Below are 22,831 nucleotides of genomic sequence, written 5' to 3' on the forward strand. Positions count from 1 at the left end.
CCTGCGCGCCCCCGGCCGGCGCCCGGGTCGGCCCGGTTCCGTGCCCGACTCTGTGGTCGCCCCCCATGCCGTCGCCGCCTCCTCCGCTCAGATCCATCCCTTCAGCGCGGCCATGAAGGCGTCCAAGTCGTCGCGGTGCGCCGTGTGCCCCGCGCCCTCGACCGTCCGGACCTCGAAGCCGCGCGACCGCAGCTCCACCGCGTCCTCGGGCGAGACCATCGGGCTCGGATCGGCGATCGTCACCAGCGAGGGCACCACCGGCCGTGCGGGCCGCAGATCCGCGCCGAACGCGGGCGCGATGCCGTACGCCGTTCGCTCGTCCCACACCGCGAGGCTCGCCAGCTCGATGTCCACGTCCACCTCCTCCCAGCGGGGATTGAGCGTGGTTATCTCCTCGCAGGGAAAGGGTCTTGGCCGCCGCCAGCCGCGCGGGTCCCGCGCTCTCGGTCTCACCCGCCCCCGGGCCCGGCAGATGCCAGGCCGGATCGCAGTAGACCGCACGCCGCGGCGCGAGCCGTTCCACCGCGAGCGCGAGCGCCATGCCGCCCAGGGAGTGGCCGATCGCCACCTCCGCCCCGGCGGGCAGCGTCTCCACCAGATCGTCGGCGAAGTCCTCCGGCGCGTAAGCCCCTTGGCCACTGGCGCCGTGGCCGCGCAGATCGACGGCGACCACGCGCAGTCCGCGCGTGGCCAGTTCGGGCCCCACCCGTCGCCACGTGCGGTGGTCGGCCATGATGCCGTGGATCAGGAGCGCGACGCGGTCGCCCTCGCCCCAGGTGTGGGTGTGCAGTCGCAAGACGATCCCTTTCGTACGTAGGAGCGCCCGAAAGCGCCTTCTCCATGGGGTGATCGAACGGGACCCCGGGCGGCGGATCCCGCCGAAGACCCGTCTGGAAGGATGCGGGGGGCGATGAGCCAGTTACCTGAACAGCCCTCCCCGCAGCCGTCCCCAAGACCCTCCGCGAGGACTTCCCCGCCCTCTCCGCGGCCCCCCGAAACGCGTGCCGAACGCCTCGTGGGCCGCCCCGCCGAGCGTCCCGTCCCCACCAGCGCCGACGTCGCCCGGCTGGCCGGAGTCTCAAGGGCCACCGTCTCGTACGTCCTCAACAACACCTCCGCCGTACGGATCAGCGAGCCCACCCGCCGCAAGGTCCGCGAGGCCGCCGAAGAACTCGCGTACATCCCCCACGCCGCCGCGCGCAGCCTGCGCGCGGGACACACGAGGATTGTCCTGCTTCCCACCGCACACGTCCCCATCGGCCCCCTGCACAGCCGCTTCCTCAACGAACTCCAGTGGGCGCTGCGGCGGTTGGACTACACCGTCGTCCAGTACGGCAGCCTCGGCCTCGACGGCGACGAGGCCGCCCGCGCCTGGGCCGAACTGCGCCCGGTCGCCGTCGTCTCCCTCGGCGAGATCGCCCTCACCCCGCACGGGGTCGAGATACTCAAGCGCTCAGGCGCGAAGGCCGTCATCACCCTCGGACCGCGGCGCGTCGAGGGCGCTCACGCCCTCGTCATGGACCAGCGAGAGATCGGCAACTGTGCCGTGGACCATCTGCTGGAGCGTGGACGCCGCCGGATCGGCGTCGTGATGCCCGAGGAACCGGGCCTGGAGCTCTTCTCGGAGCCCCGGCTCGCCGGTGCGCGGGCGGCCGCCGCGTCGTCCACCGGCGCCCGTGTGGAGCCGGTGCCACTGTCGTACACGGAGGAGTCGGCCGGCGCGCTCGCCGCCCGCTGGGGCGGCCTGGACCTCGACGCCGTGTACGCCTACAACGACGAATACGCGATGCTCCTGATGAGGGCCCTCCAGGACGCGGGTGTCGACATCCCCGGCGACGTGGCGGTGCTCGGCGCCGACAATCTGCTGCTCGGCAAGCTGCTCCGGCCCAGGCTCTCGACCGTACGGATCGACCTCGTCACCGGGCAGCGGCTGGCGGCCCTGGTCGACCGGGTGGTGCGCGATCCCGGCGGTGAACCGGAGCGTCACGATCTGATGGGGGCGCTGGCCGTGCGGCGCGAGTCGAGCTGAGGCAGGCCTCCTGAGGAGGCGATGCCCGGCGGACCGGACCCGCCGGACCGGCGGACCGGACCCGGCGAGCCGGATCCGGTCACCCCGCCGGACATGCGGGCCGCCCTCCCGTTGTCTAGCGTCACCAGCATGAGCACTGCCTGGCACTCCTACCCGCGGCGTTTCGAGATCCTGCTGGTACCGGAGCACACCGCCGGCGGCGACGGTCCGCCGGACGCGGCGACCGCGCTGCGCTCCGCCGTGGTCGAGACGACCGGAGAGACCGGCGAGTCCGGCTATCCGCGCTACGAGGGCGGCGGCATGGTCGCGGACATCGACCCGGAGACCCGCACCGTCGAAGGTCTGCTGATCGACGGCTACGAGGTCGACTACGGCCTGACGGCACGCGTCGTCGACACCCCAGACACGACCTGGGGTGCCGCGGAGCCCCGGACGAGCTGACCGGCCCGGGCGCCCGGGCCCCTTCTCTCCCCCTCGGCCCGCGTGTACCTCCCATGAAAGAGTGCGTCAGTGAACAGCTGACTCACGCCGACTCAAGGGGAGAGAGCCGATGAGCGATCCGATGACCATCCGTGACGTCTACGTCGTCGACGCCGTCCGCACACCGATCGGCAAGTTCGGCGGCGCGCTCTCCTCGGTACGACCGGACGATCTCGCCGCCCATGTCGTGCGCGCGCTCGTGGACCGTACGCCGGAACTCGACCCGGCCAGGATCGACGATGTCGTGCTCGGCGCGGCGAACGGGGCCGGCGAGGACAACCGCGACGTGGCGCGCATGGCCGCCCTGCTCGCCGGGCTGCCCGTCTCCGTCCCGGGCGTCACCGTCAACCGGCTCTGCGGCTCGGGGCTCGAAGCGGTCATCCAGGCGGCGCGCGCGATCGCGCTCGGCGACGCGTCGGTCGTCGTGGCGGGCGGCGTCGAGTCCATGTCCCGCGCACCCTGGGTGCTCCAGAAGCCCGAGCGGGCCTTTCCCGCCGGCCATCAGCAGATGTACTCCACGACGCTGGGCTGGCGCATGACCAACCCCGGGATGCCCGCCGAGTGGACGGTGCCGCTCGGCGAGGGCGCCGAGCAGATCGCCGACAAGCACGCCATCACCCGGGACGCGCAGGACGCGTTCGCGCTGGAGAGCCACCGCAAGGCCGCGCGGGCCTGGAGCGAGGGTCTGTACGACGCGGAGGTCGTGCCGTACGCGGGAGTGGAGCTCGTACGCGACGAGTGCATCCGCGACAGCACATCGATCGAAGCACTGGGCAAGCTCCGGCCCAGCTTCCGTAAGGAGGGTGCGGGGACGGTCACGGCGGGGAACGCCTCACCTCTGAACGACGGCGCCGCCGCCCTGCTCCTGGTGGACGAGGCGGGCCTGCGGGCCACCGGGCGTGAACCGCTCGCCCGGATCAGCACCTCCGCCGTCACCGGCATCGAACCGCAGCTCTTCGGCCTCGGCCCGGTCGAGGCGGTACGCCGCGCGCTGGCAAAGGCGGGCCGCGACTTCGCCGACCTCACCACGTTCGAACTCAACGAGGCGTTCGCCGCCCAGTCGCTGGGCTGCCTCGCCGAATGGCCCGAGCTCGACCCCGCTGTCGTGAACCCGCGCGGCGGCGCGATCGCCATCGGCCACCCGTTGGGTGCCTCCGGCGCGCGCCTCGCGGGGTCCGTCGCCCATCAGCTCGCGGCGGCGGGCTCGGGAACCGGTCTCGCCGCGCTCTGTATCGGTGTGGGCCAGGGACTGGCCCTCGTACTGGAACGCTGACGCGCGGTCCTTACGCGCCGGCCGTCCCGTCGCCCGGTGCCTGGCCCGTCGCCTTCGCGGCGGCCTCGGCCTCGGCGACCGACTTGCGGACCTCGTCCATGTCGAGCGCGCGTGCCTGTCCGATCACGTCCTCCAGGGCCGTCTCGGGCAGCGCACCGGGCTGGGCGAAGACCGCGACGTTGTCCCTGACGATCATCAGCGTCGGGATCGAGCGGATCTCGAACGCCGCGGCCAGCTCCTGCTGCGCCTCCGTGTCGACCTTGGCGAAGACCAGGTCGTCGTGGCGCTCGGACGCCTGCTCGTACACCGGGGCGAACTGACGGCAGGGACCGCACCAGGAAGCCCAGAAGTCGATCAGAATGAAGTCGTTCTCCGACACCGTCCGGTCGAAGTTCTCCTTGGTGAGTTCCACAGTGGCCATGCCAGATACCTCTTCCTGTTCTCTCCGAATGAAGCCGCCTCCGACAACGGTGCGTACCACAGCCGTATTCCTGGCCCATTCCCGAAGATCGTGTGGCCATGCGGCAGGCGCCGCATCAGACTGTTCCCATGACGGAAGCTACTGAATATGACGTTGTCGTGCTGGGCGCGGGACCGGTCGGGGAGAACGTCGCCGACCGTGTCAGGGCGGCCGGGCTGAGCGCGGCGATCGTCGAGCGGGAACTGGTCGGCGGCGAGTGCTCCTACTGGGCGTGCATGCCGAGCAAGGCCCTGCTGCGACCGGTGATCGCCCGCGCGGAAGCACGCAGCGTCCCGGGACTGAGCCAGTCGGCTCAGGGCCCGCTCGACGTACCGGCCGTCTTCGCGCGCCGCGACTACTTCACCTCGAACTGGAAGGACGACGGCCAGGTCGCCTGGATCGACTCGATCGGCGCCACCCTCTACCGAGGCCATGGCCGGCTCGACGGCAAGAAGAGGGTGACCGTCACCGACGCGGAGGGCGGCGAGCATGTCCTCACCGCCCGCCACGCGGTCGCCGTCTGCACCGGCACCACAGCCCTGGTCCCCGACCTGCCTGGCCTGGCGGACGCCAATCCCTGGACGAGCCGGGACGCGACCAGCTCGTCGACCGTGCCCGGCCGGCTCGTGGTCGTGGGCGGAGGAGTGGTCGGAGTCGAGATGGCCACGGCCTACCAAGGATTCGGCTCGTCCGTCACGATGCTCGTACGGGGCGACGGTCTGCTGCCGCGTATGGAGCCCTTCGTGGGCGAACTCGTCGCCGATTCCCTGACGGAAGCGGGCGCCTCCGTACGTAAGGGCGTCTCCGTCGCCTCGGTCGAGCGCGACGGCGGCACCGGACCGGTCACGGTCGTCCTCGACAACGGCGAGCGGATCGAGGCGGACGAGATCCTCTGCGCGACCGGCCGGTCACCGCACACCCAGGACATCGGCCTGGACTCCATCGGCCTGAAGCCGGGCTCCTGGCTGCCCGTGGACGACAGCTGCCGGGTGGAGGGCAGCGACTGGCTCTACGCGGTCGGCGACGTCAACCACCGCGCACTCCTCACCCACCAGGGCAAGTACCAGGCCCGCATCGCGGGTGCCGCGATCGGCGCCAGGGCGCGGAAGGTGCCCCTGCTGGAGACCGACCGCTGGGGCGCCCACGCGGCGACGGCCGACCACGACGCGATCCCGCAGGTGGTCTTCACCGACCCGGAGGTCGCCGCGGTCGGTCTCACCCTCAAGGAGGCCGAGGCAGCGGGCCACCGGGTCCGCGCGGTCGACTACGCCATGGAGAACGTCTCGGGCGCGGGCCTGTACGCGGACGGCTACCGGGGCCGCGCCCGGATGATCGTGGACCTGGACAGCGAGACCCTGCGGGGCGTGACGTTCGTGGGTCCGGGCGTCGGCGAGATGCTCCACTCGGCGACGATCGCGGTCGCCGGCGAGGTCCCGATCAACCGCCTGTGGCACGCGGTCCCGTCCTACCCCACGATCAGTGAGATCTGGCTGCGACTGCTGGAGACGTACCGGGGCTGAGGCGGTCCCGCGTGCCGCCCGCCCCAGCCCCCGGCTCACTCCGTCCGGATGTGCACCTCCAGCGCCGCGTCCCGCACGTCCGCCGACGGGTGGGTGCGCAGCGCGTGCAGGGCCCCGCGCCAGTCGTCGGGCCAGCCGAGGCGGGGGCCTCTGGCGGACACCAGGGCGACGGCCAGGAGGCCGGTGGCCGGATCGTCGGTGGCGGTCAGACGAGTGGCCGCCGCCAGGACCGTCGCGGGGTTCGACAGCGGGCCGACGCGGTCGAACCGACCGCGCATACGCTCCGCCGTCGACACCGCCAGAGCGGGCCGGCCGGCCGCGTTGGCCGCCAAGTCCCGCAAGGCAGCGGTGAGTTCGGGCAGGTCGGCGTCGATGTCGACGAGGGCGCAGAGCAGCCCCGCGCGGGCCCCGGCCAGAGACGGCTCGGCGGCGAGCTGTGCTGCCACGGCCTCCAGCACCGGGCGGGTCTCGGGGGTCGGCCTGCCGGGCAGCGCACCCACAAGCGAGCGCACCCGGCGGCGGCAGGGCAGATCCCGGTCCGGCGCCGTGCCGGGCTCGCCGGCCGCGATCGCCGGGAGCAGCGCCGCCAGCGTGTCGTGGAACAGGCTTCCCGGCGCCGCGCCGCCGACGGGGTGCGGCAGGCCCGAGACTGCCAGGTTGCCGATCGTCGCGACGGCCCGCCGCCAGACGGCGCGTGTCCCCTCTCCCTCGCGGAGGTCGGTCACCCGCTCGGACAGCCCCTCGACCGCCTCGGGGGCGTACCGCACCCACTGGGGGAGCACCCCCAGTCCGGCGGTCGCCACCTCGGGGTCCGGTGCCCGGCACACCTCGCCCACCAGGCGGGCGTAACGGGGCCGGTGGATCTCCGGCAAGGACCAGACCGAAGTCCGTACGACCGCCTGAAGGACCTGGGGCGCCCCTTCCGTGGCCGCGGTGAGGACCGACCACGTCTCCTCCTCGGAAAGCAGGCCGGTCGAGAACGCCACGACGGCGGCCCGTACATCGGGGTGCGGGGACGGCGCGTGGAAGGCCGCCGAGAGGAGTGCCGCCGCGCGGGGGAGCGGCAGGAGGGTGGCCGCGAGCCGTACCGCCTCCTTCCGGCTCGTCACCTTCACGCCGTCCTCGGCGGTGAGCAACGCTCCCAGGTGCTCGGAGAGTTGGGACGGCGCGACGAATCGCGCGGCCCGGGACGCGGCGTACACGGCCACCCGGGCGCGCTCGCCACCGGCGTGGGCGAGCAGCACGGGAAGCGCCTCCCGCGGATCGTCCGCCCACACCAGGGCGGCGAGGGCGGCCTCGGCAAGCACCACGTCCGGGGAGTCGGCGTACCGCAGGGCGAGTGCGCGCCCGTGCTCCGGGACCGCCGCGGCGGCCCGGATCGCGGCGGCGCGACTGTGGAGCGGCTGCGACTCGTCACCCGCCGCCGCCGCGGCCATGGCGCACGCCGCGGCCTGCTGGCGCGGCAACCAGCGCCCCGCGCCGCGGAGTTCGGGCAGCGGCCGGCGCGCGCCGCGCCGGAGGAAGCGGCCGTACGGCGGCGGCCCGCCGAGCAGCACGTCCAGCAGATCCGTCCGACGCCTCGTCAGAACCCTCTCGACCGGGGCGAGTACCGCCGCCGACGGCTCAAGCTCCAGAACCCTGGCCACCCGTTCGTCGCGGGTCGACGGCGGCGCGAGCCAGTGACTCGCCGCCGTCTCGAACGCGTTGTCGTCGCCGTACTTCAGGGGCTCTTCGAGCAGCCCCTGGAGGACGGGCATCCGGTGCGCGCGCGTGCCGAGCGAGCTGGTCAGCGTGAACAGCAGCCGGTAGTCGGCCTTGTCCATCGCCGCGTCCAGCCACGGACGCAGCGCGTCGAGCACCTGGTGCTCCTGGCCGCGCCGCAGGGTCCGGTCGAGCGGACCGAGGCGGCCCACGCCGACATGGGCGGCGATGCGTTCCAGCGCCCCCAACGACCAGACGACCAGGGCCTGTTCACCGCGCCCCGCGTTCTCGCGCAACAGCTCGACCGCCAGAGACCGCAGGGCCTCCCGGGTGCCGCAGGAGATGTCCCGCGCCTCCAGGGCGTCCAGCAGGACGCGGTCCAGCGTCCGCGTGTCCTCGGCCGTGAACAGATCGGGGGGCACATCCGACAGCGCGTTCAGGGCGGCGCAGCGCACGGGATCCTGCTCGTTGCGCAGCCGCGGCAAGTCGTTCAGCGTCTCGTGCACGGCCGCGCGGTCGCGGGAGCGGGCGGCGTTGGCGATCAGCAGCGGCCAGGCGCTCGCCCGGTCGGCCGCGTCCGGGCGACGGGTTCCCGCGAGCAGTTCGGGCCGTGCCTCGGAGACCGGGCCGTACGCGACCAGCTCCAGGATCTCGTACCAGGACCCTCCGGTCTCGCGGCGGCGGGCCGCCCACCGCCGGGCCTCCGCCCAGCGGCGCTCCCGGGGCAGCAGGGCGAGGACCGGCAGGACGAGGTCGGTGCCCACCTCGATACCCGCGGTCGCCAGGTCGAAGAACTCGCTCCGGCGGTGGGGCGGCAGCGCCTTGAGCAACTTGGCGAAGAATCGGGGGTATTGGTCCGCCCAGTAGTGTCCGAGAGCGGGCAGCGAGGGAGGGTCGGCGTGGACGATCCGCCGCAGGACGGACGCCGACGGGAACGGCGTGTACGACCGTCCGCCCCGGTCCCTCGGGATCAGCAGCCGTACGACGCGGTCCGCGTCGACGGCCACCAACTGGTTCAGCCGCTCGGCCGGCGCCGCCGGAAGGGTGTCGGGACCGTGCCGCTCCAGCATCGACAGCACCCGCTCCGCGCGGGTGGCGAGGGCTGCGGCCACACCCTCGGCGCAGCGGTGCCAGACGGCGTCGCGCTCGGAGCGCGGGCGGTCCGCGAGTTCCCGTTCCACGTGGTCGAGCACCTGGTCGGGGAAGTTGATCCCGAGCCTGGTCCAGGACTCGACGGCGTAGGAGAGTCCGGGCAGCGCCGCCGCCACGAACTCCGCGGAACAGACGGGCAGCAGCTTGGCCGCCGCGTAGTCACCCCACCGCACACGCAGCTTCGGGACCAGACGCTCCGCCAGCGCCGTACGCCCGCCGGTGAGCACCACCTCGCCAAGCCGCTGCCGCGTATCGGCCGAAGCGTCCTCGTACGCCGTCTCGATCGCCGCGTCCGGGAGCGGAAGCGTACGGGCCGCGCGCAGCGCGTACGCCCGTACCACCGGGTCCCGGTCCGTCAGCCGCCCGGCCAGGAAGTCCAGGTGCCGGCCGACCAGCGCGGCGAACGCCGCGAGTCGTCGCTCGTAGATGCCGCGGCCCGCCAACTCGTCCACCAGGGAAACCAGTTCGTCCTGCGAGGGCAGCGAACGGACCGTGTGGGCAAGGTGCCCCAGCCGCTTCGGGTACGGCAGCGGTTCGAGTGCGACAAGCAGACGATCGACGGTGAGTGACATGACCGTGATTGTGCCGGTAGGGGGAGCGTGGGCCCAGCGGATATATGCGGCCCGTGCCGCCGATCCGCCGGGCTCCACCAGTACGGCCTCCGGACGCGCGACCTGGGCTACGGCCTCGTACCCACGTACTCCCGCAGATGCCGCGCCGTGAGCGTGTCCGCGTGCGCGACCAGATCGGCCGGCGTACCCGTGAAGACGATCTGCCCGCCGTCGTGCCCGCCGCCCGGCCCCAGGTCGACCAGCCAGTCCGCGTGAGCCATCACCGCCTGGTGGTGCTCGATCACGATCACCGTGTTGCCGGCGTCCACCAGCCGGTCGAGCAGTGCGAGCAGCTTGTCCACGTCCGCCATGTGCAGCCCGGTGGTCGGCTCGTCCAGGATGTAGACGGACGACTTCTCCGCCATCTGGATCGCCAGCTTCAGCCGCTGCCGCTCGCCGCCCGACAGGGTGTTCAGAGGCTGGCCGAGCCGCAGATAGCTCAGCCCCACATCCGTGAGCCGGCCGAGGATCGCGTGCGCCTGCCCGGATGTGAAGTAGTCGTACGCCTCCGCGACCGACATGGAGAGCACCTCGCTGATGTTCTTGCCGTTCAGCCGGTACGTGAGCACTTCCGGGGTGAACCGCTTGCCCTCGCACTCCTCGCAGACCGAGGCGACGCCCGCCATCATCGCGAGGTCGGTGTAGACCAGCCCGAGACCGTTGCAGTTGGGGCAGGCGCCCTCCGAATTCGCGCTGAACAGCGCGGCCTTGACCCCGTTGGCCTTGGCGAAGGCTGTACGGATGGGGCTCAACAGCCCTGTGTACGTGGCCGGGTTGCTCCGCCGGGACCCCCGGATCGGGGACTGGTCGGCCACCACCACGCCGTCCCTGTTGGAGAGATAGCCGTGGATCAGCGAGGACTTCCCCGACCCCGCGACCCCGGTGATCACACTCAGCACACCGGTCGGGATGTCGACGCTCACGTTCTTCAGGTTGTGCAGATCGGCGCCCTCGATGGACAGCTGTCCGCTCGGCTCGCGCACCGACTCCCGCAGTCGCGCCCGGTGTTCGAGGTGCCGTCCGGTCAGCGTGTCCGAGGCGCGCAGCCCCGCCACGTCGCCGGTGTAGCAGATCTGCCCGCCCGCCGTACCCGCGCCGGGCCCGAGATCCACCACATGGTCGGCCATCGCGATGACCTCGGGCTTGTGCTCCACGACCAGCACCGTGTTGCCCTTGTCCCGCAGCCGTATCAGCAGATCGTTCATCCGCCGGATGTCGTGCGGGTGCAGTCCGATCGTGGGCTCGTCGAAGATGTACGTGGCGTCGGTGAGGCTGGAGCCCAGATGCCGCACCATCTTCACGCGCTGCGCCTCGCCGCCGGAGAGGGAGGACGAGACGCGGTCCAGGCTCAGATATCCCAGCCCGATCTCGACCAGCGACTCCAGCAGGTCCCGCAGACTGCCGAGCAGCGGCGCCACACCCGGGTCGTCGATCTTCCGTACGTACTCGGCCAGATCGCTGATCTGCATCGCCGAACACTCGGCGATGTTCACGCCGTTGACCTTCGAGGACAGCGCGGCGGTGCTCAGCCGGCTGCCGCCGCAGGACGGGCACTCGGCGAAGACGACGGCCCGGTCCACGAACGCCCGGGCTGAGGGCTGCATCGAGTCCCGGTCCTTGACCAGGATCGTGCGGTTGACCTTGGTGACGAGTCCCTCGTACGTGATGTTGTTGGAGCCGACCTTGACCTTCGTCGCGCTCTTGTGGAGGAAGAGCTCCCACTCCTCGGGAGTGAAGTCCTTGAGCTTCTTGTCCGGGTCGTAGAAGCCCGAGGCGACCATGACCTGCCAGTACCAGGCGTCCACCTGGAAACCGGGGACGGTGATCGCGCCCTCGTTCAGGGAGAGTTCGCGGTTCACGAGCTGGTCGATGTCTATCTTCGACACCTGACCGATCCCCTCGCACTCGGCGCACATGCCTTCGGCGGCGTTGAAGCTGAAGGCGGTCGACGTGCCGATGTGCGGGGTGCCGAGCCGGCTGAAGATGATCCGGAGCATGGTGTACGCGTCGGTCGCCGTGCCCACCGTGGAACGGGAGTTGGCGCCCATCCGCTCCTGGTCGACGACGATCGCGGCGCTCAGATTGTGCAGCGAGTCGACGTCGGGTCTGCCCATGCTCGGCATGAACGACTGGATGAACGCCGTGTACGTCTCGTTGATCAGGCGCTGGGACTCGGCGGCGATGGTGCCGAAGACGAGCGAGGACTTGCCGGATCCCGAGACACCGGTGAAGACCGTGAGGCGGCGCTTGGGGATGTCGACGGAGACCTCCCTCAGGTTGTTCTCGCGGGCCCCGCGGACCTGGATCACGTTGTGACTGTCGGCGGCTGGGATGTTCACGGAGTGCTCCTCGTGATTCTCGGCGAGCGGCTAGCGTACACCGTACCCAATCAAAGTCGCACATATTTTCGAACGCATGGGTACGTCTCGGCCGGTCGACACGAGGAGGTGTAACCGGCCTGGGTGTACCGGGGAGTCAGAGCCAGCCGTTGCGGCGGAAGCTGCGGTGGAGGACGTAGCACGCGGTGGCCATGAGAGCCACGATGGCCGGATAGCCGTACGTCCAGCCCAGGCCCGGCATGTGCTCGAAGTTCATCCCGTAGATGCCGCACACCATGGTCGGCACGGCGACGATCGCGGCCCACGCGGTGATCTTGCGCATGTCCTCGTTCTGCGCGACGGTCACCTGCGCGAGATGGGCCTGGAGGATCGAGTCCAGCAGATTGTCGAAGGCGGCTATCTGCTCCGTGAGCCGCGCCAGATGGTCGGTGACGTCACGGAAGTACGGCCGTACGGCGGGAGTGACACCCGGCATCGGCCGGTTCGCCAGCAGACCGAGCGGCCGGTCCAGCGGTGCCACCGCCCGCTTCAGCTCCAGCAGTTCCCGCTTGAGCTGATAGATGCGCCCGGCCTCGCCCCGGCCCGCCCGGCCCGCCGATTCGTTGAAGACGGCGGTCTCCACATGGTCTATGTCGTCCTGCACGGCGTCGGCGACGGCGAGACAGTCGTCCACCACCTGGTCCGCGATCGCGTGCAGCACGGACGACGTCCCCATCGCCAGCTGCTCGGGCGCCGCCTCCAGCCGCTCCCTCAGCGGGCCGAGCGAACCGTGCCTGCCGTGCCTGATCGTGATCACGAAGTCGGGTCCCGTGAAGACCATCAACTCGCCCGTGTCCACCACCTCGCTGGTGGAGGTGAGCATCTCGTGCTCGACATAGCGGCAGGTCTTGAAGACCGCGAACAGGGTGTCGTCATAACTCTCCACCTTCGGCCGCTGATGCGCGTGCACCGCGTCGTCGACCGCCAGCGGGTGGAGCCCGAACAGCTGGGCGAGCCCCTTGAACTCGGATTCGTCCGGCTCGTGCAGACCGATCCAGACGAATCCCTTGCCGGACCTCCGGACCCGTCGTACGGCTTCCTCGGCCGGGCAGTCGCCCGGCTGCCGTATGCCGTCCACATAGACCACACAGTTCACAACGGCGCTGCCGAGCGGCGACCGGGCTGGGTGGCTGAGGTCGACTGTGCTGCGGTAGACGCGCCGCACCGCCCGGCGGAGGCGACGGATCATGGGCACCTGGGGGCTCCGTTCGAAGGATCGGCGGCCAGTCTGCCACCACCCACCGGGCGCCGTCGCCGGTCCCCCGGCCCTCTTTCCGGAGGACTTACGTACCGCGGAGAGTCGGGGCGGCGTCCTGCCCCGAACCGGGGGCGACATCCGAAGGGACCTTGGACGGGACGTTGGCCGGGGTGTCCGAGGAGATGTCCGAAGTGGCGGCCGGACACGCCTCCGACGGGGCGTCCGACGGGGCCTCCGACGGTGCCTCCGTGATGTCGAGGAAGACATGGTCGGCCTCGGGCCATGTTCGGACGACCGACCGCTTGATACGTACGCAGATCAGCTCGATCTCCTCGCTGTCGAGCCCCGGCACCAGATCGATCCGGGCCGCGATGAGCGCCGAGTCCAGGCCGAGCCGCATCGTCAGCAGCTGGGCGACATTGTCGATCTCGGGCTGGGCGTCGAGGAGCGAGGCGATCCGGCCGCGCAGCTCCGGCTCGACGGACTCGCCGACGAGCCGGACGCGCGCCTCCGCGCCGAGCCGGTACGCCACGTACACCAGCAGCAGACCGATCCCGATGGAAGCGCCCGCCTCCCAGGCCACCTCGCCGGTGATCAGATGCAGCACCATGCCCGCCATGGCGAGCAGCACGCCGAGCACGGCGGTCGCGTCCTCGGCGACGACGGTCCGTACGGCGGGGTCCTTGCCGCTGCCCTTCTGCCCGCGCAGCTGGTGGAGGGCGCGGAGCAGGGAGCTGCCTTCGGCGACCAGGGCGACGGCGAGGACGATCAGGCCGACCGTGTAGCCGCTCGGCTCCTCGCCCGTGTCGGAGACCAGGGCGTGATAGCCCTGGTAGAAGGAGAAACAGCCGCCCATGACGAAGATTCCGACCGCCGCGAGCAGGGACCAGAAGTAGCGCTCCTTGCCGTACCCGAAGGGGTGGCGGCGGTCGGCGGGGCGGCGGCTGCGGTGCAGCGCGGTGAGCAGGAAGAGCTCGTTGGTGCTGTCGGCCACGGAGTGCGCCGCCTCCGAGAGGAGGGCGGGCGATCCGGAGAGGAGACCGCCGACGGCCTTGGCGGCGGCGATGACGATGTTCGCGGCGAGGGCCACGAGGATGGTGACGCGGGTCTTGGCGTCGGACTCCCGCGCGTCGGGATTCGCCATGTCGGGCTGCCTGGGGTCGGGCTGCCCGGGGTCGGACTGCCTCGGGTCGGACCTGCTCGGATCGGGGTCGGACTGCCTCGCGTCGGACCAGCTCGGATCGGGGTCGGACTGCTTCGGATCGGTATTTCTCTGGTTCAAGTCGGCCCACCGTAGATGAGGATCAACCGGAAGTACCGGCCGCTTCGCGGCGTGTACCCCGCCCGCCCGGGCCGAATCGGTGCCGCGGGCGACATGCGGGCCGCGTGCTCTGCTGGCACAGTCGTCAGGGAGCGGAGGGGAGCACCGGGGCATCCACCGGCACGACCGGAGTGAGGTGAGCGGCCATGGCACCGAGGCATCCCGTGTTCGGGGCGCCGTGCTGGGCGAGCCTGCTGGCCCGCGACCTCGCCGACACGCAGAAGTTCTACGGTGCCGTACTCGGCTGGACCTTCCGCCCGACCGAGCTCGGCGACCAGTTCGTCGTGGCCGAGGCCGACGGCGTACCGATCGCGAGCATCGGCGCGCTGGCCCCCGCCCTCCAGGTGGCCGTGGCGTGGACGCCGTACTTCGTGGTGGGCGACGTGGACGCGACGGCGGCGCGTATCCGGGAGCGCAGTGCCACGGTCGCCGTGGGCCCCCTCGCCTTCGAGATGGGGCGGGCGGCCCTCGCCGCCGACCGGGACGGCGCCGTCTTCGGCTTCTGGGAGGGCGAACCGCTGCCCGACGCGACGGTCGAGCTCGGCGAACCGCCCTTCCGCCTGGAACTGCGCACCTACGACGCCATCGCTTCGGCGATCTTCTACGGCGAGGTGTTGCACTGGGGCGACGACGGCCCCGGCGGCATCGACGTCAGCTACGAGAAGGACCATGTCGTGCTCCGTACGGGACGGGGTTCCGGGCACGTCGTGGCGCGAATAAGCAGCGGTGGCATCGAGGCGGCGATGGATCCGCACATGCGCCCGCGCTGGCACGTCTCGTTCCCGGTGGACGGCGTGAAGGCGGTCAGAACCGCGGCCGAGACCGCCGAGAAGATGGGCGGTGTCGTGGTGGCGGCGGGGACCACCGCGTACGAGGAGGGGGAGCGGGTGACACTGCGCGACCCCGACGGCGGCCTCTTCAGCCTGACGGGCCGCTGACGGCGGCCGCCGGGCCAGGGCTCCGTACGCCGGGTTCCGGGGGCCGCGAGCGGGTAAGCGGCGAGGACTCGGCACATGGGCCGCGGCGACCGCGGGACCACCGCGCGAAGACCCGGCGACGAAGGGAATCACGGTGAACGACCGACATCCGGGCGAGTACGACTCCGAGGACAGCGGCGGCGGCGAGGCCGTCCCGAGGGATCTGCCCGACCAGCACGCCCGGCCCGGAGATGATCCGCTGGACGTGGAGGTCGAGGGTCTGGGCTCGTCCGGCGACCTCGACTCCGACCCCGACCCCGACCGGGATGCGGACGCCGACTCGGAGGAGGAGGCCGACACCGAGGAAGAGGCCGGCACCGAGGAGGAGCCCGACCCGGAACTCCCGGAGACGGACGAGGCCGGCGCCGGCAGGCGCGGCAGCCCCAGCACGGGCGGGGTGCACGAGCAGCCCGTCCCCGACGAGCCGTCGGGCTGACCGGCCCGGCGCGCACTTCCGAGCGGAGGTACCCACGGTGAAGAGCTCAGAGAAGCCCACGTCGGCACAGGGCGGCGACACAGAGGTGACGGTGGAACTCAGCGGCTGCGAGGCGGAGGACGCGCACGCCGTCTTCGGCGCGCTGCGCACGGTCTTCGCCTCCGACCGCGCGCCGGACGACCGGCCGGAGGAGGTGGCGGGCGCCCGCCCGACGGTGTGGAGCTCGACCTTCGACGTCTCGGAGGTACGGGAGAAGGCCGCCCCGACCCGGCTGACCAGGCCGGTGACCGCGGACGTCCAGGGCGGCTACCGGGCGGTCGCCAAACTCCAGGAGGAGCTCGGCGGCGCGTTCGCCGTGGAGGTGCTGGGTACGGCGGCCGGTGACCAGGAGCAGGAGGCCCAGCTGCGGCTGGACACTCTCCGTGCTTGAGAACCCCGGAGCCGGCGGTAAACATGGCTTCCGGGTGTAAGCGATTTCGGTCGGCCGCCCCAGCCGTGTCGGCAGGGCGGCCCGACCGGCCAGGAACCCACTCCGACCTGCACGTTTTCTCCCGGGCCGCTGGCAGACACAACGGCCCGACATCGGCTGGGGCAATCGGTGGGTGAATCCGACAAGTTGCGCATTCGGCTGCTTCGGGTCAGTCTTTTCAGTGACCCAGAAGTGGCTGACGCTCACGCTTCGTATTCGGGGGTCGTTGCTACAACGAGGTGAAGTACGTGGGCCTCTGTGTGTGAGGAGCCTTCGACCATGACGATTCCACTGAGCCGTTACTACGTGGTGGAATTGCACGCCTCTCCGGAGCGCGTATCGCAAATCCGGCGCATTGTCGCCGCGCACCTTCGACACTGGAATCTCGACCAGCACGTCGACCCGGTCTGCTCGGGCATCGACGAACTGCTGACGAATGTCCACCGCCATGTCGGTGAGGACAACAAGTGCATGGTCGAACTCCGCTGGACCGGCCGGTATCTCACGGCCGCCGTCTCCGACAACGGTCCTGAGCTGCCCCGACTGCCCTCGGCCGGCGGCGGCGGACTGGCCCGTCTCGCCTCACTCAGCGACAGCTGGGGCACCTGTGGCACGGAAGAGGGCAAAGTCGTCTGGTTCACCAGGAGCGTCGAGGCGCCGCAGAACGTCCTGCGCTTGCCCGTCGCGCCGGTGGGCGGGACCGACGCCGCGGCGAAGGAGCCGGCTCCGGCCGCGGCCCTGGCGCCGGCGTTCGTGCCGTCCCTGGCCTCGGCCTGACAGCGTCCAGTCCGTCACTCGCGGCCCGCACCCGCTACCCGTAACCCACAGCCCGCGACCCGTAACTCGTGGTCCGTCCCTCACGGATGCCGACGTGTACTCCGTGTTGGGCCCGAGACGTCGGGTACGCGCTCTGACGTACGGAGAACAAGGAGACAGAGATGGAGACCGACATGGAGAGCGGCCACGGCCCGAAGGGCCCCATGGGCACGCTCCGCCCGCCGCCCAAGCGCGAGGGGCGGTTGCGCACCTGCCTGCCGGCGCGCGTCACGACGGCTGAACACGAGACGAGAGACGGCCGAGGACGCCAGGAGACGGTGGACCAGGACTGGAACGTGGTGCGGGGAGAGGACTGAATGACTGCGCGGCTGCACATCGATCAGACAGGAACGACGGACGAGAGCCGGACGGGCTCCGGCGCCGACGCGTGGGACTGGCTGCGGGACGCGGCCTGCGTGGGCGCCGATCCCGAACTGTTCTTCCCGGTGGGGGATTCCGATCCCGCCGCCGAGCAGACGGAGCGGGCCAAGGCGGTGTGCCACAGCTGCCCGGTGGAGAGCCGGTGCCTCGAATGGGCGCTCGACACGGGCCGTACGTCCGGGGTTTGGGGCGGCACGGACGAGGAGGAACGCCGCCGGCTGCGCCGCAACGAACGACGCAGGGTGCCCGCGCCGCGCGGCAGGCAGGCATCAGGACCGGGCCGCGCGCGGCGGCCCCGTACCCACTAGGGCCGGCGGGACCGGCGCGGCCGAGGAGCGTGAGCGCGATGACTGCGGACTCCGGTAGCGCGGGGGAGGGGAGCGTACGGGCGGGCCGCCGGACCGTACAGATCCACCGGCCGCGGAAGGTCCTCTTCCCGGCCGCCGACTCCGGCGCCGGCCGGGGAACCGACCGGGGACCCGACCTCACGAAGGCGGACCTCGTCGAGCACTACCGCTCGGTCGCCCGCTACATGCTGCCCGAACTCAAGGGCAGACCACTGATGTTGGAGCGGTACCCGGACGGCCTCGGCGGTCCACGCTTCATGCAGAAGAACATCCCGGGCAACTATCCGGACTGGGCGCGGCAGGCCGAGATGCCGAAGAAGGGCGGGACGGTCACGCACCCCGTGTGCGACGACGTCGCGACACTCGTGTTCCTCGCCGACCAGGCGACGATCACCTTTCACCGCTGGCTGTCACAGGCGGACCGCCCCGACTTCCCGGACCGGCTGGTCTTCGACCTGGACCCTGCGGAGGACGACTTCGAGCCCGTACGCGCCGCCGCGCTGCTGCTCCGCGAACTCCTCGACGAGCTGAGCCTGCCGGCCACGGCGATGACGACCGGTTCCAAGGGGCTGCATGTGACCGTCCGGCTGGACCGGCGTACGGCATTCGACGACGTACGGGCCTTCGCCATGGACGTGGCGCGGGTACTGGCGGCCCGTGACCCGGACCGGCTGACGACCGAGCAGCGCACCGACGCCCGCGCGGGCCGGCTCTATCTGGACGTCCAGCGCAACGCGTACGCGCAGACGGCCGTCGCACCCTTCTCCGTACGCCCGAAGGAAGGCGCGCCGGTCGCGACGCCGATCAGCTGGGACCAGCTGAGGGATCCGGCGGTCACGGCGCGGCGCTGGACGGTGACGAACGTGCTGGAGCAGGCGCGCACCCGCCCCTGGTCGGACATTCCGGCCAGGGGCAGGTCGCTCGGCCCGGCGCGGCGACGTCTGGACGCCCTGCGCTAGGGGATGTGCGGTTTACACGGTCTCGCCCGCCAGCGCGGCGGCGATCCGCAGGTGCGGTCCGGCGTCGCCGTCCCGCCCCTGCCGCTCCAGCGTGCGGCCCAGCATGAGGCGCGCGTACTGCTCGACGGGGTCCCGCTCCAGCACGGCGAGCAGTTCGGTCTCGGCCTTCCGGAGCCGGGCGGAGTGGTAGTAGGCACGGGCGAGGAGCAGCCGGGCCGAGACCTGCTCCGGGACCTCGGCGACAAGCCCTTCGAGGATGCCGGCGGCCGTGACGTACTCCTGGGCGTCGAAGAACTGCTGAGCACGTGCCCAGCGCTCGGCGGCGGTTCCGAAGTCGTAGTAGGTGCTGTTCACTTGCCCTCCCTTGGTACCCGGCTGATCGCTTACGTCACTCCACAACACGGTAAGGTGGTTGAACATTCCACTACCTGCGCGACCGTTATCGCGTGGATGCTGCCCCCGGGTACCGGACAGGATTAGGTTGGGCGCCATGAGCAATCTTGATCGTCAGGCGACGCTCTCCGTCTGCGGCGGCCGCGGCTTCGTCGTCGCCGAGCCGGTGCGTGAACTCCTCAGCCCCCGTCACGTCAAGCTCGGCGAGTCCACGGAAGTACGCCGGCTGCTGCCCAACCTCGGGCGCCGCATGGTCGGCGCGTGGGCCTTCGTCGATCACTACGGCCCGGACGACATCGCCGACGAGTCCGGCATGCAGGTGCCACCCCACCCGCACATGGGACTCCAGACGGTCAGCTGGCTCCACGACGGCGAGGTCCTGCACCGCGACAGCCTGGGCAGCCTCCAGACGGTACGCCCCCGAGAGCTGGGCCTCATGACCTCGGGCCGCGCGATCAGCCACTCCGAGGAGAGCCCCCGCGCCCACGCCCGGTTCCTGCACGGCGCCCAGCTCTGGGTCGCGCTCCCGGACGCGCACCGGAACGTGGACCCGCACTTCCAGCACCACGCGGACCTCCCGGTGGTCACGGCTCCGGGCCTGACGGCCACCGTCATCCTGGGCACCCTGGACGGCACCACCTCCCCGGGCACGACGTACACCCCCCTGGTCGGCGCCGACCTCACCCTCACCCCGGGCACCGACGCCCGCCTGCCCCTCGACCCCGACTTCGAGTACGCGGTCCTGGCGATGTCGGGCGAGGCGAAGGTCGACGGCGTCCCGGTCCCGGCGGGCTCGATGCTCTACCTCGGCTGCGGCCGAACGGAACTCCCGCTCCACACGGACTCCGAGGCCGGCCTGATGCTGCTGGGCGGCGAGCCGTTCGAGGAGGAGATCGTGATGTGGTGGAACTTCATCGGCCGCTCCCACGAGGAGATCGAGGCGGCCCGCAAGGACTGGATGGAGACCCCCCGCTTCGGCGACGTCACGGGCTACGCGGGCACCCGCCTCCCGGCCCCGGCGCTCCCCCCGGTGGCCCTGAAGCCACGTGGCCGGGTGCGCTGACCTGGCCCGATTGATCCTGCGAAGGTCTGCCGCGTGGCCTTCGCCGAGGCCCCTCACCGGCCCGGCGAGGGGGCTCAGCTGTGCCTGCTGGTGGGTGCTCCTTCGGAGTGCGTGACGGTCGCAGGTGTTGGCACCTGTGACCAGGTCTGATCAAACACTTGCTGACCCTTTGCTGACCTTACTGACGAGTAATCAGATTCTGTCATCGGTGGGGGCGTGAGGCTTGGCGTCGTACGGTCGTTGGTGTGAAGGTGGCCAGCTCCACCCGGGCAGCTGTGCCGGCGGCACGCTTTGTCCAAAGGCGAGGGTGAGGTGCCGTAAATCGTTCATGCCTTCGGGCGTTTCCTGCCGAGTTGGTGGTCTCGGAGCTGGCCTTGCGCTATCCCCGAGATTTCTCGAAGACGGCCGTTACGGGCACCGGTTCACAGGCAGACGGCTCAAGGGCGCCGACCGTCCGTCGAAAAAGAATGCTCGGCGGTCCCGGCGCAGCGGCAGTGAGTCTTTGCCCGCGACGGCCGAGCTGCTGCCAGCCTGAACGTGGAAGGACTCTTGGTAATCCGGGTTCGCTGCGGGCTGCACGTCTTCTGACGATCCGCCTTCGCCCTGAGTGGAGAAAGCGCAATCGGAGGAAGGCGCGACTGATCATGCTCTCCGGAGCGGAGATGGACTGGCCATGCAGGGTGATGGCTCCAGTGATGAACAGGAAGAAATTGGCCTCGGTGGTGGTCAAGCGTCACCCGAAATGGCGGGAGGCTTCGTTGCCGAGACCGGCGCCGGGGAGCTGATCTGGTCCTTTGTCGCCTTGTGACTTTCTGATCTTTGGGAGCGTGTCTTTCGGTGGTTTCCGGAAGGGTGCCGACTTGTCTCGCCAGGATTCCCCCGGCTCCGCCCTGCCAACAAAATTCTCCCGGCTCGGCTGGCTTGAGTAGTACGCCCCTCGTCTGCGGTTTGATGTGGCGAGGCCGGTTTCGTGCTGGGGACGTGGGGCGAGGGCAGGTTCTGATGGCCATTGGCAGCGAGCAGGACGAACGGAAACTTCGAGCTGTTTCCGATGACGCACCACGTGGAGTGCGTGGCGATCCTTGAGCCGGTGAAGAAGGACGACTGACCTGGGGTTTTGTGCGTGCGCATTATGTGCGGTGTGGGCGTTACGGGGCGCCAAGGGAGGGCGACGCTCTGCGAGAAGCTGCTGGTTCCTGATGGTCACTTGTCGCGGAAGAGACCAGCTACAGCTAGCGCGGTGACCTGCTGCGATGAGGGGTCTTTGGTCGCTGACCTGCTTGAATGGTCTTTCAGTTGTTTCATGCTCGTGCCGGTTGATGAAGCCGGAAGTCCCAGAAAAGTCCCAGAGGACTCCCACGGCTTACGGACGTCTTCTCGGTTCGACTCACAGGGCAGAGCGCGGCGCGGACCGGGGCTCTGCACTGGAAGTCGGCCTTGTTCCTCTGCGGCAATGGGCGGCGTTTTCCGCTGGCAGGGAGAGCTCCGTATGCGGATTGCGAGCTCTGGCGCTGGGTGACGCAGCGAGGGGCGGTCAGCGGATCCGATAGATCACGTCTCATGTTTCCTGCGGCATGAGAAGTGCTCAGGCAGCCCTTCGGGTCCTGGAAGGCTTGCGGGCTGACCGCAGCCGAAGCGGCAGAGCGGGATCGCTTGACCCGACGCGTCGACCGGAACCCTGGCGGCTTCGGTTTCCCGGGGGCGGGACTCAAGGACGATGGCACGGCTGCCACGTCTCTGCTTCGGTTCAGCCCGCACCTGCGAAGCGGAACGGTCCTCGGTGCACCTGTCGCGCCGGTCCCCCTGTCGTACGGATGGCTGGGGCTCCTTGTCGTCCAGGGCGGGCCCGTTCGCCTCGAGGTACTGCTTCCACTGCTGTGCGGGGAGCCAACCGTGGTGGCCGCCCCGCTGGAACGGGATCCGCTCACCGGCCGCAGCTTCCACGATGAACCGGGTGAGGGTGAGGCCGCCTTCCCCTGTGAAGGTGCTTGACTGATGGGCGGGCATGAGGACGCGATGCCAGCCTCCGCAGTACCCGGCGTCGGTCGGGTTCTCCGGGTCGTAGGGCTTCTCCGGGCACCGGGTGAGCGCGCCGTTTTGGCTGCACTGGCCCTCCTCCAGGACGAAGTTGCCATCCTGGACGGCGATGGGGTTCTTCTGCACGCGGATGACAGAGGCTGGCAGGTTGGGCGTGCGGACGTAAGGGACGGTGCCGATGCCTGCGTGGTCGGGGTCGGCGAAGTCCCAGACCGACTGAATACCGCCGCGGCGCCGGAACCCCTCCCGTGCACGCATTCCGCGGGCCGTCTGGGCGCTCAGCTGCGGCTCGTAGCCCAGGACGATGCCGTTGGCGCCGTCGATGCGTACATCGAGGCGCGCGTGCCCGTCGGCGGTCTGCGACTCGATGTCGGCGTGGAAGCCGTGATCTTCGGAGTCCTTCGCGACGCGTTCCTTGCGTGCGAGGTGCTCGTCGGACTCGTGGCTGATGGGCTTCTCCCCAGGTTTCCGGTAGTGGGAGGCAAGCCATACGCTGTCACGCTGGACGAGGTACATGGGAACGCGCCGGCCGCGGAGGTCCCGGCAGTCGGGGCAGATGAGCCCGCGCTTTTCGACTGGGACACGTCCTCGCATGCGCAGGAGCACACTCAGGAGGTTTTGGCCTTGCGGTACGCCGAGGTCGGGGCGGTCCAAGTCGAGGTTGCGGCCAGCCGGTTCGTAGTAGACGGGATTACGGAAGAGGTCTTCGTCGCTGTCGATCTGAAGGTCGTCGTCCATGGGTGCTCCCCGCAGCCGCCACGAGTAAGAGACCATCTCAATTGGTGCATCGAACTGCGTAGAGCGCCGCGAGCACCGTAGTTCCCTGCACG

20 protein-coding genes and 2 pseudogenes are annotated in these 22,831 nt (G+C 70.6%); 13 read left to right on the plus strand and 9 right to left on the minus strand.

The genetic code is table 11. The features are described 5' to 3' along the window. Positions 1-87: 87 nt before the first annotated feature. Both IEY79_RS38205 and IEY79_RS38210 read right to left on the minus strand, forming a co-directional pair. Positions 88-354: an alpha/beta fold hydrolase gene (locus tag IEY79_RS38205; protein ID WP_308426675.1), complete on the minus strand. Its 267-nt coding sequence runs from the start codon at positions 352-354 to the stop codon at positions 88-90. 85 nt (positions 355-439) lie between these two features. Further along, positions 440-733: pseudogene (locus tag IEY79_RS38210) on the minus strand (alpha/beta fold hydrolase); the annotation flags it as partial. A 177-nt stretch (positions 734-910) separates the two neighbouring features. On the opposite strand from IEY79_RS38210, the gene IEY79_RS18015 reads away from it, so the two are divergent. The 3 genes from IEY79_RS18015 (at position 911) to IEY79_RS18025 (ending at position 3,782) form a co-directional block, all read left to right on the plus strand. Further along, entirely contained in the window at positions 911-2,029 is a 1,119-nt protein-coding gene (locus tag IEY79_RS18015; protein WP_189108514.1) for a LacI family DNA-binding transcriptional regulator, read from the plus strand. A gap of 129 nt (positions 2,030-2,158) precedes the next feature. Further along, positions 2,159-2,470 (plus strand): hypothetical protein, encoded by a 312-nt coding sequence (locus IEY79_RS18020; protein WP_189108515.1) that lies wholly within the window; start codon positions 2,159-2,161, stop codon positions 2,468-2,470. A 121-nt stretch (positions 2,471-2,591) separates the two neighbouring features. Then, positions 2,592-3,782: a thiolase family protein gene (locus IEY79_RS18025; protein ID WP_189108553.1), complete on the plus strand. Its 1,191-nt coding sequence runs from the start codon at positions 2,592-2,594 to the stop codon at positions 3,780-3,782. A 10-nt stretch (positions 3,783-3,792) separates the two neighbouring features. On the opposite strand, the gene trxA is transcribed toward IEY79_RS18025, so the two are convergent. Continuing rightward, complete coding sequence (gene trxA / locus IEY79_RS18030) at positions 3,793-4,203, minus strand: thioredoxin (RefSeq protein ID WP_189108516.1); 411 nt, start codon at positions 4,201-4,203, stop codon at positions 3,793-3,795. A gap of 128 nt (positions 4,204-4,331) precedes the next feature. Here trxA and IEY79_RS18035 point away from each other — a divergent pair, with 128 nt between their 5' ends. Beyond that, the gene (locus tag IEY79_RS18035) at positions 4,332-5,762 is read left to right on the plus strand and encodes a dihydrolipoyl dehydrogenase family protein (protein ID WP_189108517.1); all 1,431 of its coding nucleotides are present in this window, start codon (positions 4,332-4,334) and stop codon (positions 5,760-5,762) included. Between the two features lie 35 nt (positions 5,763-5,797). Here IEY79_RS18035 and IEY79_RS18040 read toward each other — a convergent pair whose 3' ends face one another. The 4 genes from IEY79_RS18040 to IEY79_RS18055 all read right to left on the minus strand — a co-directional run bounded on the left by IEY79_RS18040 (position 5,798) and on the right by IEY79_RS18055 (position 13,946). Then, complete coding sequence (locus IEY79_RS18040) at positions 5,798-9,187, minus strand: hypothetical protein (RefSeq protein WP_189108518.1); 3,390 nt, start codon at positions 9,185-9,187, stop codon at positions 5,798-5,800. A gap of 107 nt (positions 9,188-9,294) precedes the next feature. Further along, positions 9,295-11,565 (minus strand): ATP-binding cassette domain-containing protein, encoded by a 2,271-nt coding sequence (locus IEY79_RS18045; protein ID WP_189108519.1) that lies wholly within the window; start codon positions 11,563-11,565, stop codon positions 9,295-9,297. 136 nt (positions 11,566-11,701) lie between these two features. Further along, positions 11,702-12,793, minus strand: coding sequence for a magnesium and cobalt transport protein CorA (locus IEY79_RS18050; RefSeq protein WP_189108520.1), 1,092 nt, complete (start codon positions 12,791-12,793; stop codon positions 11,702-11,704). 94 nt (positions 12,794-12,887) lie between these two features. Further along, positions 12,888-13,946 (minus strand): cation diffusion facilitator family transporter, encoded by a 1,059-nt coding sequence (locus IEY79_RS18055; RefSeq protein WP_189108554.1) that lies wholly within the window; start codon positions 13,944-13,946, stop codon positions 12,888-12,890. A 323-nt stretch (positions 13,947-14,269) separates the two neighbouring features. On the opposite strand from IEY79_RS18055, the gene IEY79_RS18060 reads away from it, so the two are divergent. From IEY79_RS18060 to ligD, 7 genes are all read left to right on the plus strand, one after another. Continuing rightward, entirely contained in the window at positions 14,270-15,061 is a 792-nt protein-coding gene (locus IEY79_RS18060; RefSeq protein ID WP_189108521.1) for a VOC family protein, read from the plus strand. Between the two features lie 133 nt (positions 15,062-15,194). Next, the gene (locus tag IEY79_RS18065) at positions 15,195-15,536 is read left to right on the plus strand and encodes a hypothetical protein (protein WP_189108522.1); all 342 of its coding nucleotides are present in this window, start codon (positions 15,195-15,197) and stop codon (positions 15,534-15,536) included. A 37-nt stretch (positions 15,537-15,573) separates the two neighbouring features. Continuing rightward, positions 15,574-15,966: a hypothetical protein gene (locus IEY79_RS18070; RefSeq protein WP_189108523.1), complete on the plus strand. Its 393-nt coding sequence runs from the start codon at positions 15,574-15,576 to the stop codon at positions 15,964-15,966. Between the two features lie 318 nt (positions 15,967-16,284). Beyond that, positions 16,285-16,782 (plus strand): ATP-binding protein, encoded by a 498-nt coding sequence (locus IEY79_RS18075; RefSeq protein WP_189108524.1) that lies wholly within the window; start codon positions 16,285-16,287, stop codon positions 16,780-16,782. A 161-nt stretch (positions 16,783-16,943) separates the two neighbouring features. Beyond that, positions 16,944-17,138 (plus strand): hypothetical protein, encoded by a 195-nt coding sequence (locus IEY79_RS18080; protein ID WP_189108525.1) that lies wholly within the window; start codon positions 16,944-16,946, stop codon positions 17,136-17,138. Between the two features lie 18 nt (positions 17,139-17,156). Beyond that, positions 17,157-17,510 (plus strand): WhiB family transcriptional regulator, encoded by a 354-nt coding sequence (locus IEY79_RS18085; protein ID WP_373292572.1) that lies wholly within the window; start codon positions 17,157-17,159, stop codon positions 17,508-17,510. Between the two features lie 38 nt (positions 17,511-17,548). After that, the gene (ligD, locus tag IEY79_RS18090) at positions 17,549-18,508 is read left to right on the plus strand and encodes a non-homologous end-joining DNA ligase (RefSeq protein ID WP_189108527.1); all 960 of its coding nucleotides are present in this window, start codon (positions 17,549-17,551) and stop codon (positions 18,506-18,508) included. Between the two features lie 12 nt (positions 18,509-18,520). Here ligD and IEY79_RS18095 read toward each other — a convergent pair whose 3' ends face one another. Next, complete coding sequence (locus IEY79_RS18095; protein ID WP_189108528.1) at positions 18,521-18,862, minus strand: tetratricopeptide repeat protein; 342 nt, start codon at positions 18,860-18,862, stop codon at positions 18,521-18,523. A gap of 136 nt (positions 18,863-18,998) precedes the next feature. Between IEY79_RS18095 and IEY79_RS18100 the strand changes: the two genes are divergently transcribed. Next, on the plus strand, positions 18,999-19,964 hold the full coding sequence (locus IEY79_RS18100; RefSeq protein WP_189108529.1) for a pirin family protein: 966 nt from the start codon (positions 18,999-19,001) through the stop codon (positions 19,962-19,964). Between the two features lie 673 nt (positions 19,965-20,637). Continuing rightward, the gene (locus IEY79_RS38020) at positions 20,638-20,772 is read left to right on the plus strand and encodes a hypothetical protein (RefSeq protein WP_268240592.1); all 135 of its coding nucleotides are present in this window, start codon (positions 20,638-20,640) and stop codon (positions 20,770-20,772) included. A gap of 743 nt (positions 20,773-21,515) precedes the next feature. Here the strand turns inward: IEY79_RS38020 and IEY79_RS18105 are convergent. After that, positions 21,516-22,831, minus strand: a pseudogene (locus IEY79_RS18105) (hypothetical protein); the annotation flags it as partial.

It is taken from the genome of Streptomyces camponoticapitis (assembly GCF_014646115.1).
GTDB classification, from domain to species: Bacteria; Actinomycetota; Actinomycetes; order Streptomycetales; family Streptomycetaceae; genus Streptomyces; species Streptomyces camponoticapitis.

Coding starts and splice junctions, on each gene's coding strand:
- IEY79_RS18015 (WP_189108514.1), top strand. CDS start 911: ATGAGCCAGTTACCTGAACAGCCCTCCCCGCAGCCGTCCCCAAGACCC.
- IEY79_RS18020 (WP_189108515.1), top strand. CDS start 2,159: ATGAGCACTGCCTGGCACTCCTACCCGCGGCGTTTCGAGATCCTGCTG.
- IEY79_RS18025 (WP_189108553.1), top strand. CDS start 2,592: ATGACCATCCGTGACGTCTACGTCGTCGACGCCGTCCGCACACCGATC.
- trxA (WP_189108516.1), bottom strand. CDS start 4,203: ATGGCCACTGTGGAACTCACCAAGGAGAACTTCGACCGGACGGTGTCG.
- IEY79_RS18035 (WP_189108517.1), top strand. CDS start 4,332: ATGACGGAAGCTACTGAATATGACGTTGTCGTGCTGGGCGCGGGACCG.
- IEY79_RS18040 (WP_189108518.1), bottom strand. CDS start 9,187: ATGTCACTCACCGTCGATCGTCTGCTTGTCGCACTCGAACCGCTGCCG.
- IEY79_RS18050 (WP_189108520.1), bottom strand. CDS start 12,793: ATGATCCGTCGCCTCCGCCGGGCGGTGCGGCGCGTCTACCGCAGCACA.
- IEY79_RS18055 (WP_189108554.1), bottom strand. CDS start 13,946: ATGGCGAATCCCGACGCGCGGGAGTCCGACGCCAAGACCCGCGTCACC.
- IEY79_RS18060 (WP_189108521.1), top strand. CDS start 14,270: ATGGCACCGAGGCATCCCGTGTTCGGGGCGCCGTGCTGGGCGAGCCTG.
- IEY79_RS18075 (WP_189108524.1), top strand. CDS start 16,285: ATGACGATTCCACTGAGCCGTTACTACGTGGTGGAATTGCACGCCTCT.
- IEY79_RS18080 (WP_189108525.1), top strand. CDS start 16,944: ATGGAGACCGACATGGAGAGCGGCCACGGCCCGAAGGGCCCCATGGGC.
- ligD (WP_189108527.1), top strand. CDS start 17,549: ATGACTGCGGACTCCGGTAGCGCGGGGGAGGGGAGCGTACGGGCGGGC.
- IEY79_RS18100 (WP_189108529.1), top strand. CDS start 18,999: ATGAGCAATCTTGATCGTCAGGCGACGCTCTCCGTCTGCGGCGGCCGC.
- IEY79_RS38020 (WP_268240592.1), top strand. CDS start 20,638: ATGCAGGGTGATGGCTCCAGTGATGAACAGGAAGAAATTGGCCTCGGT.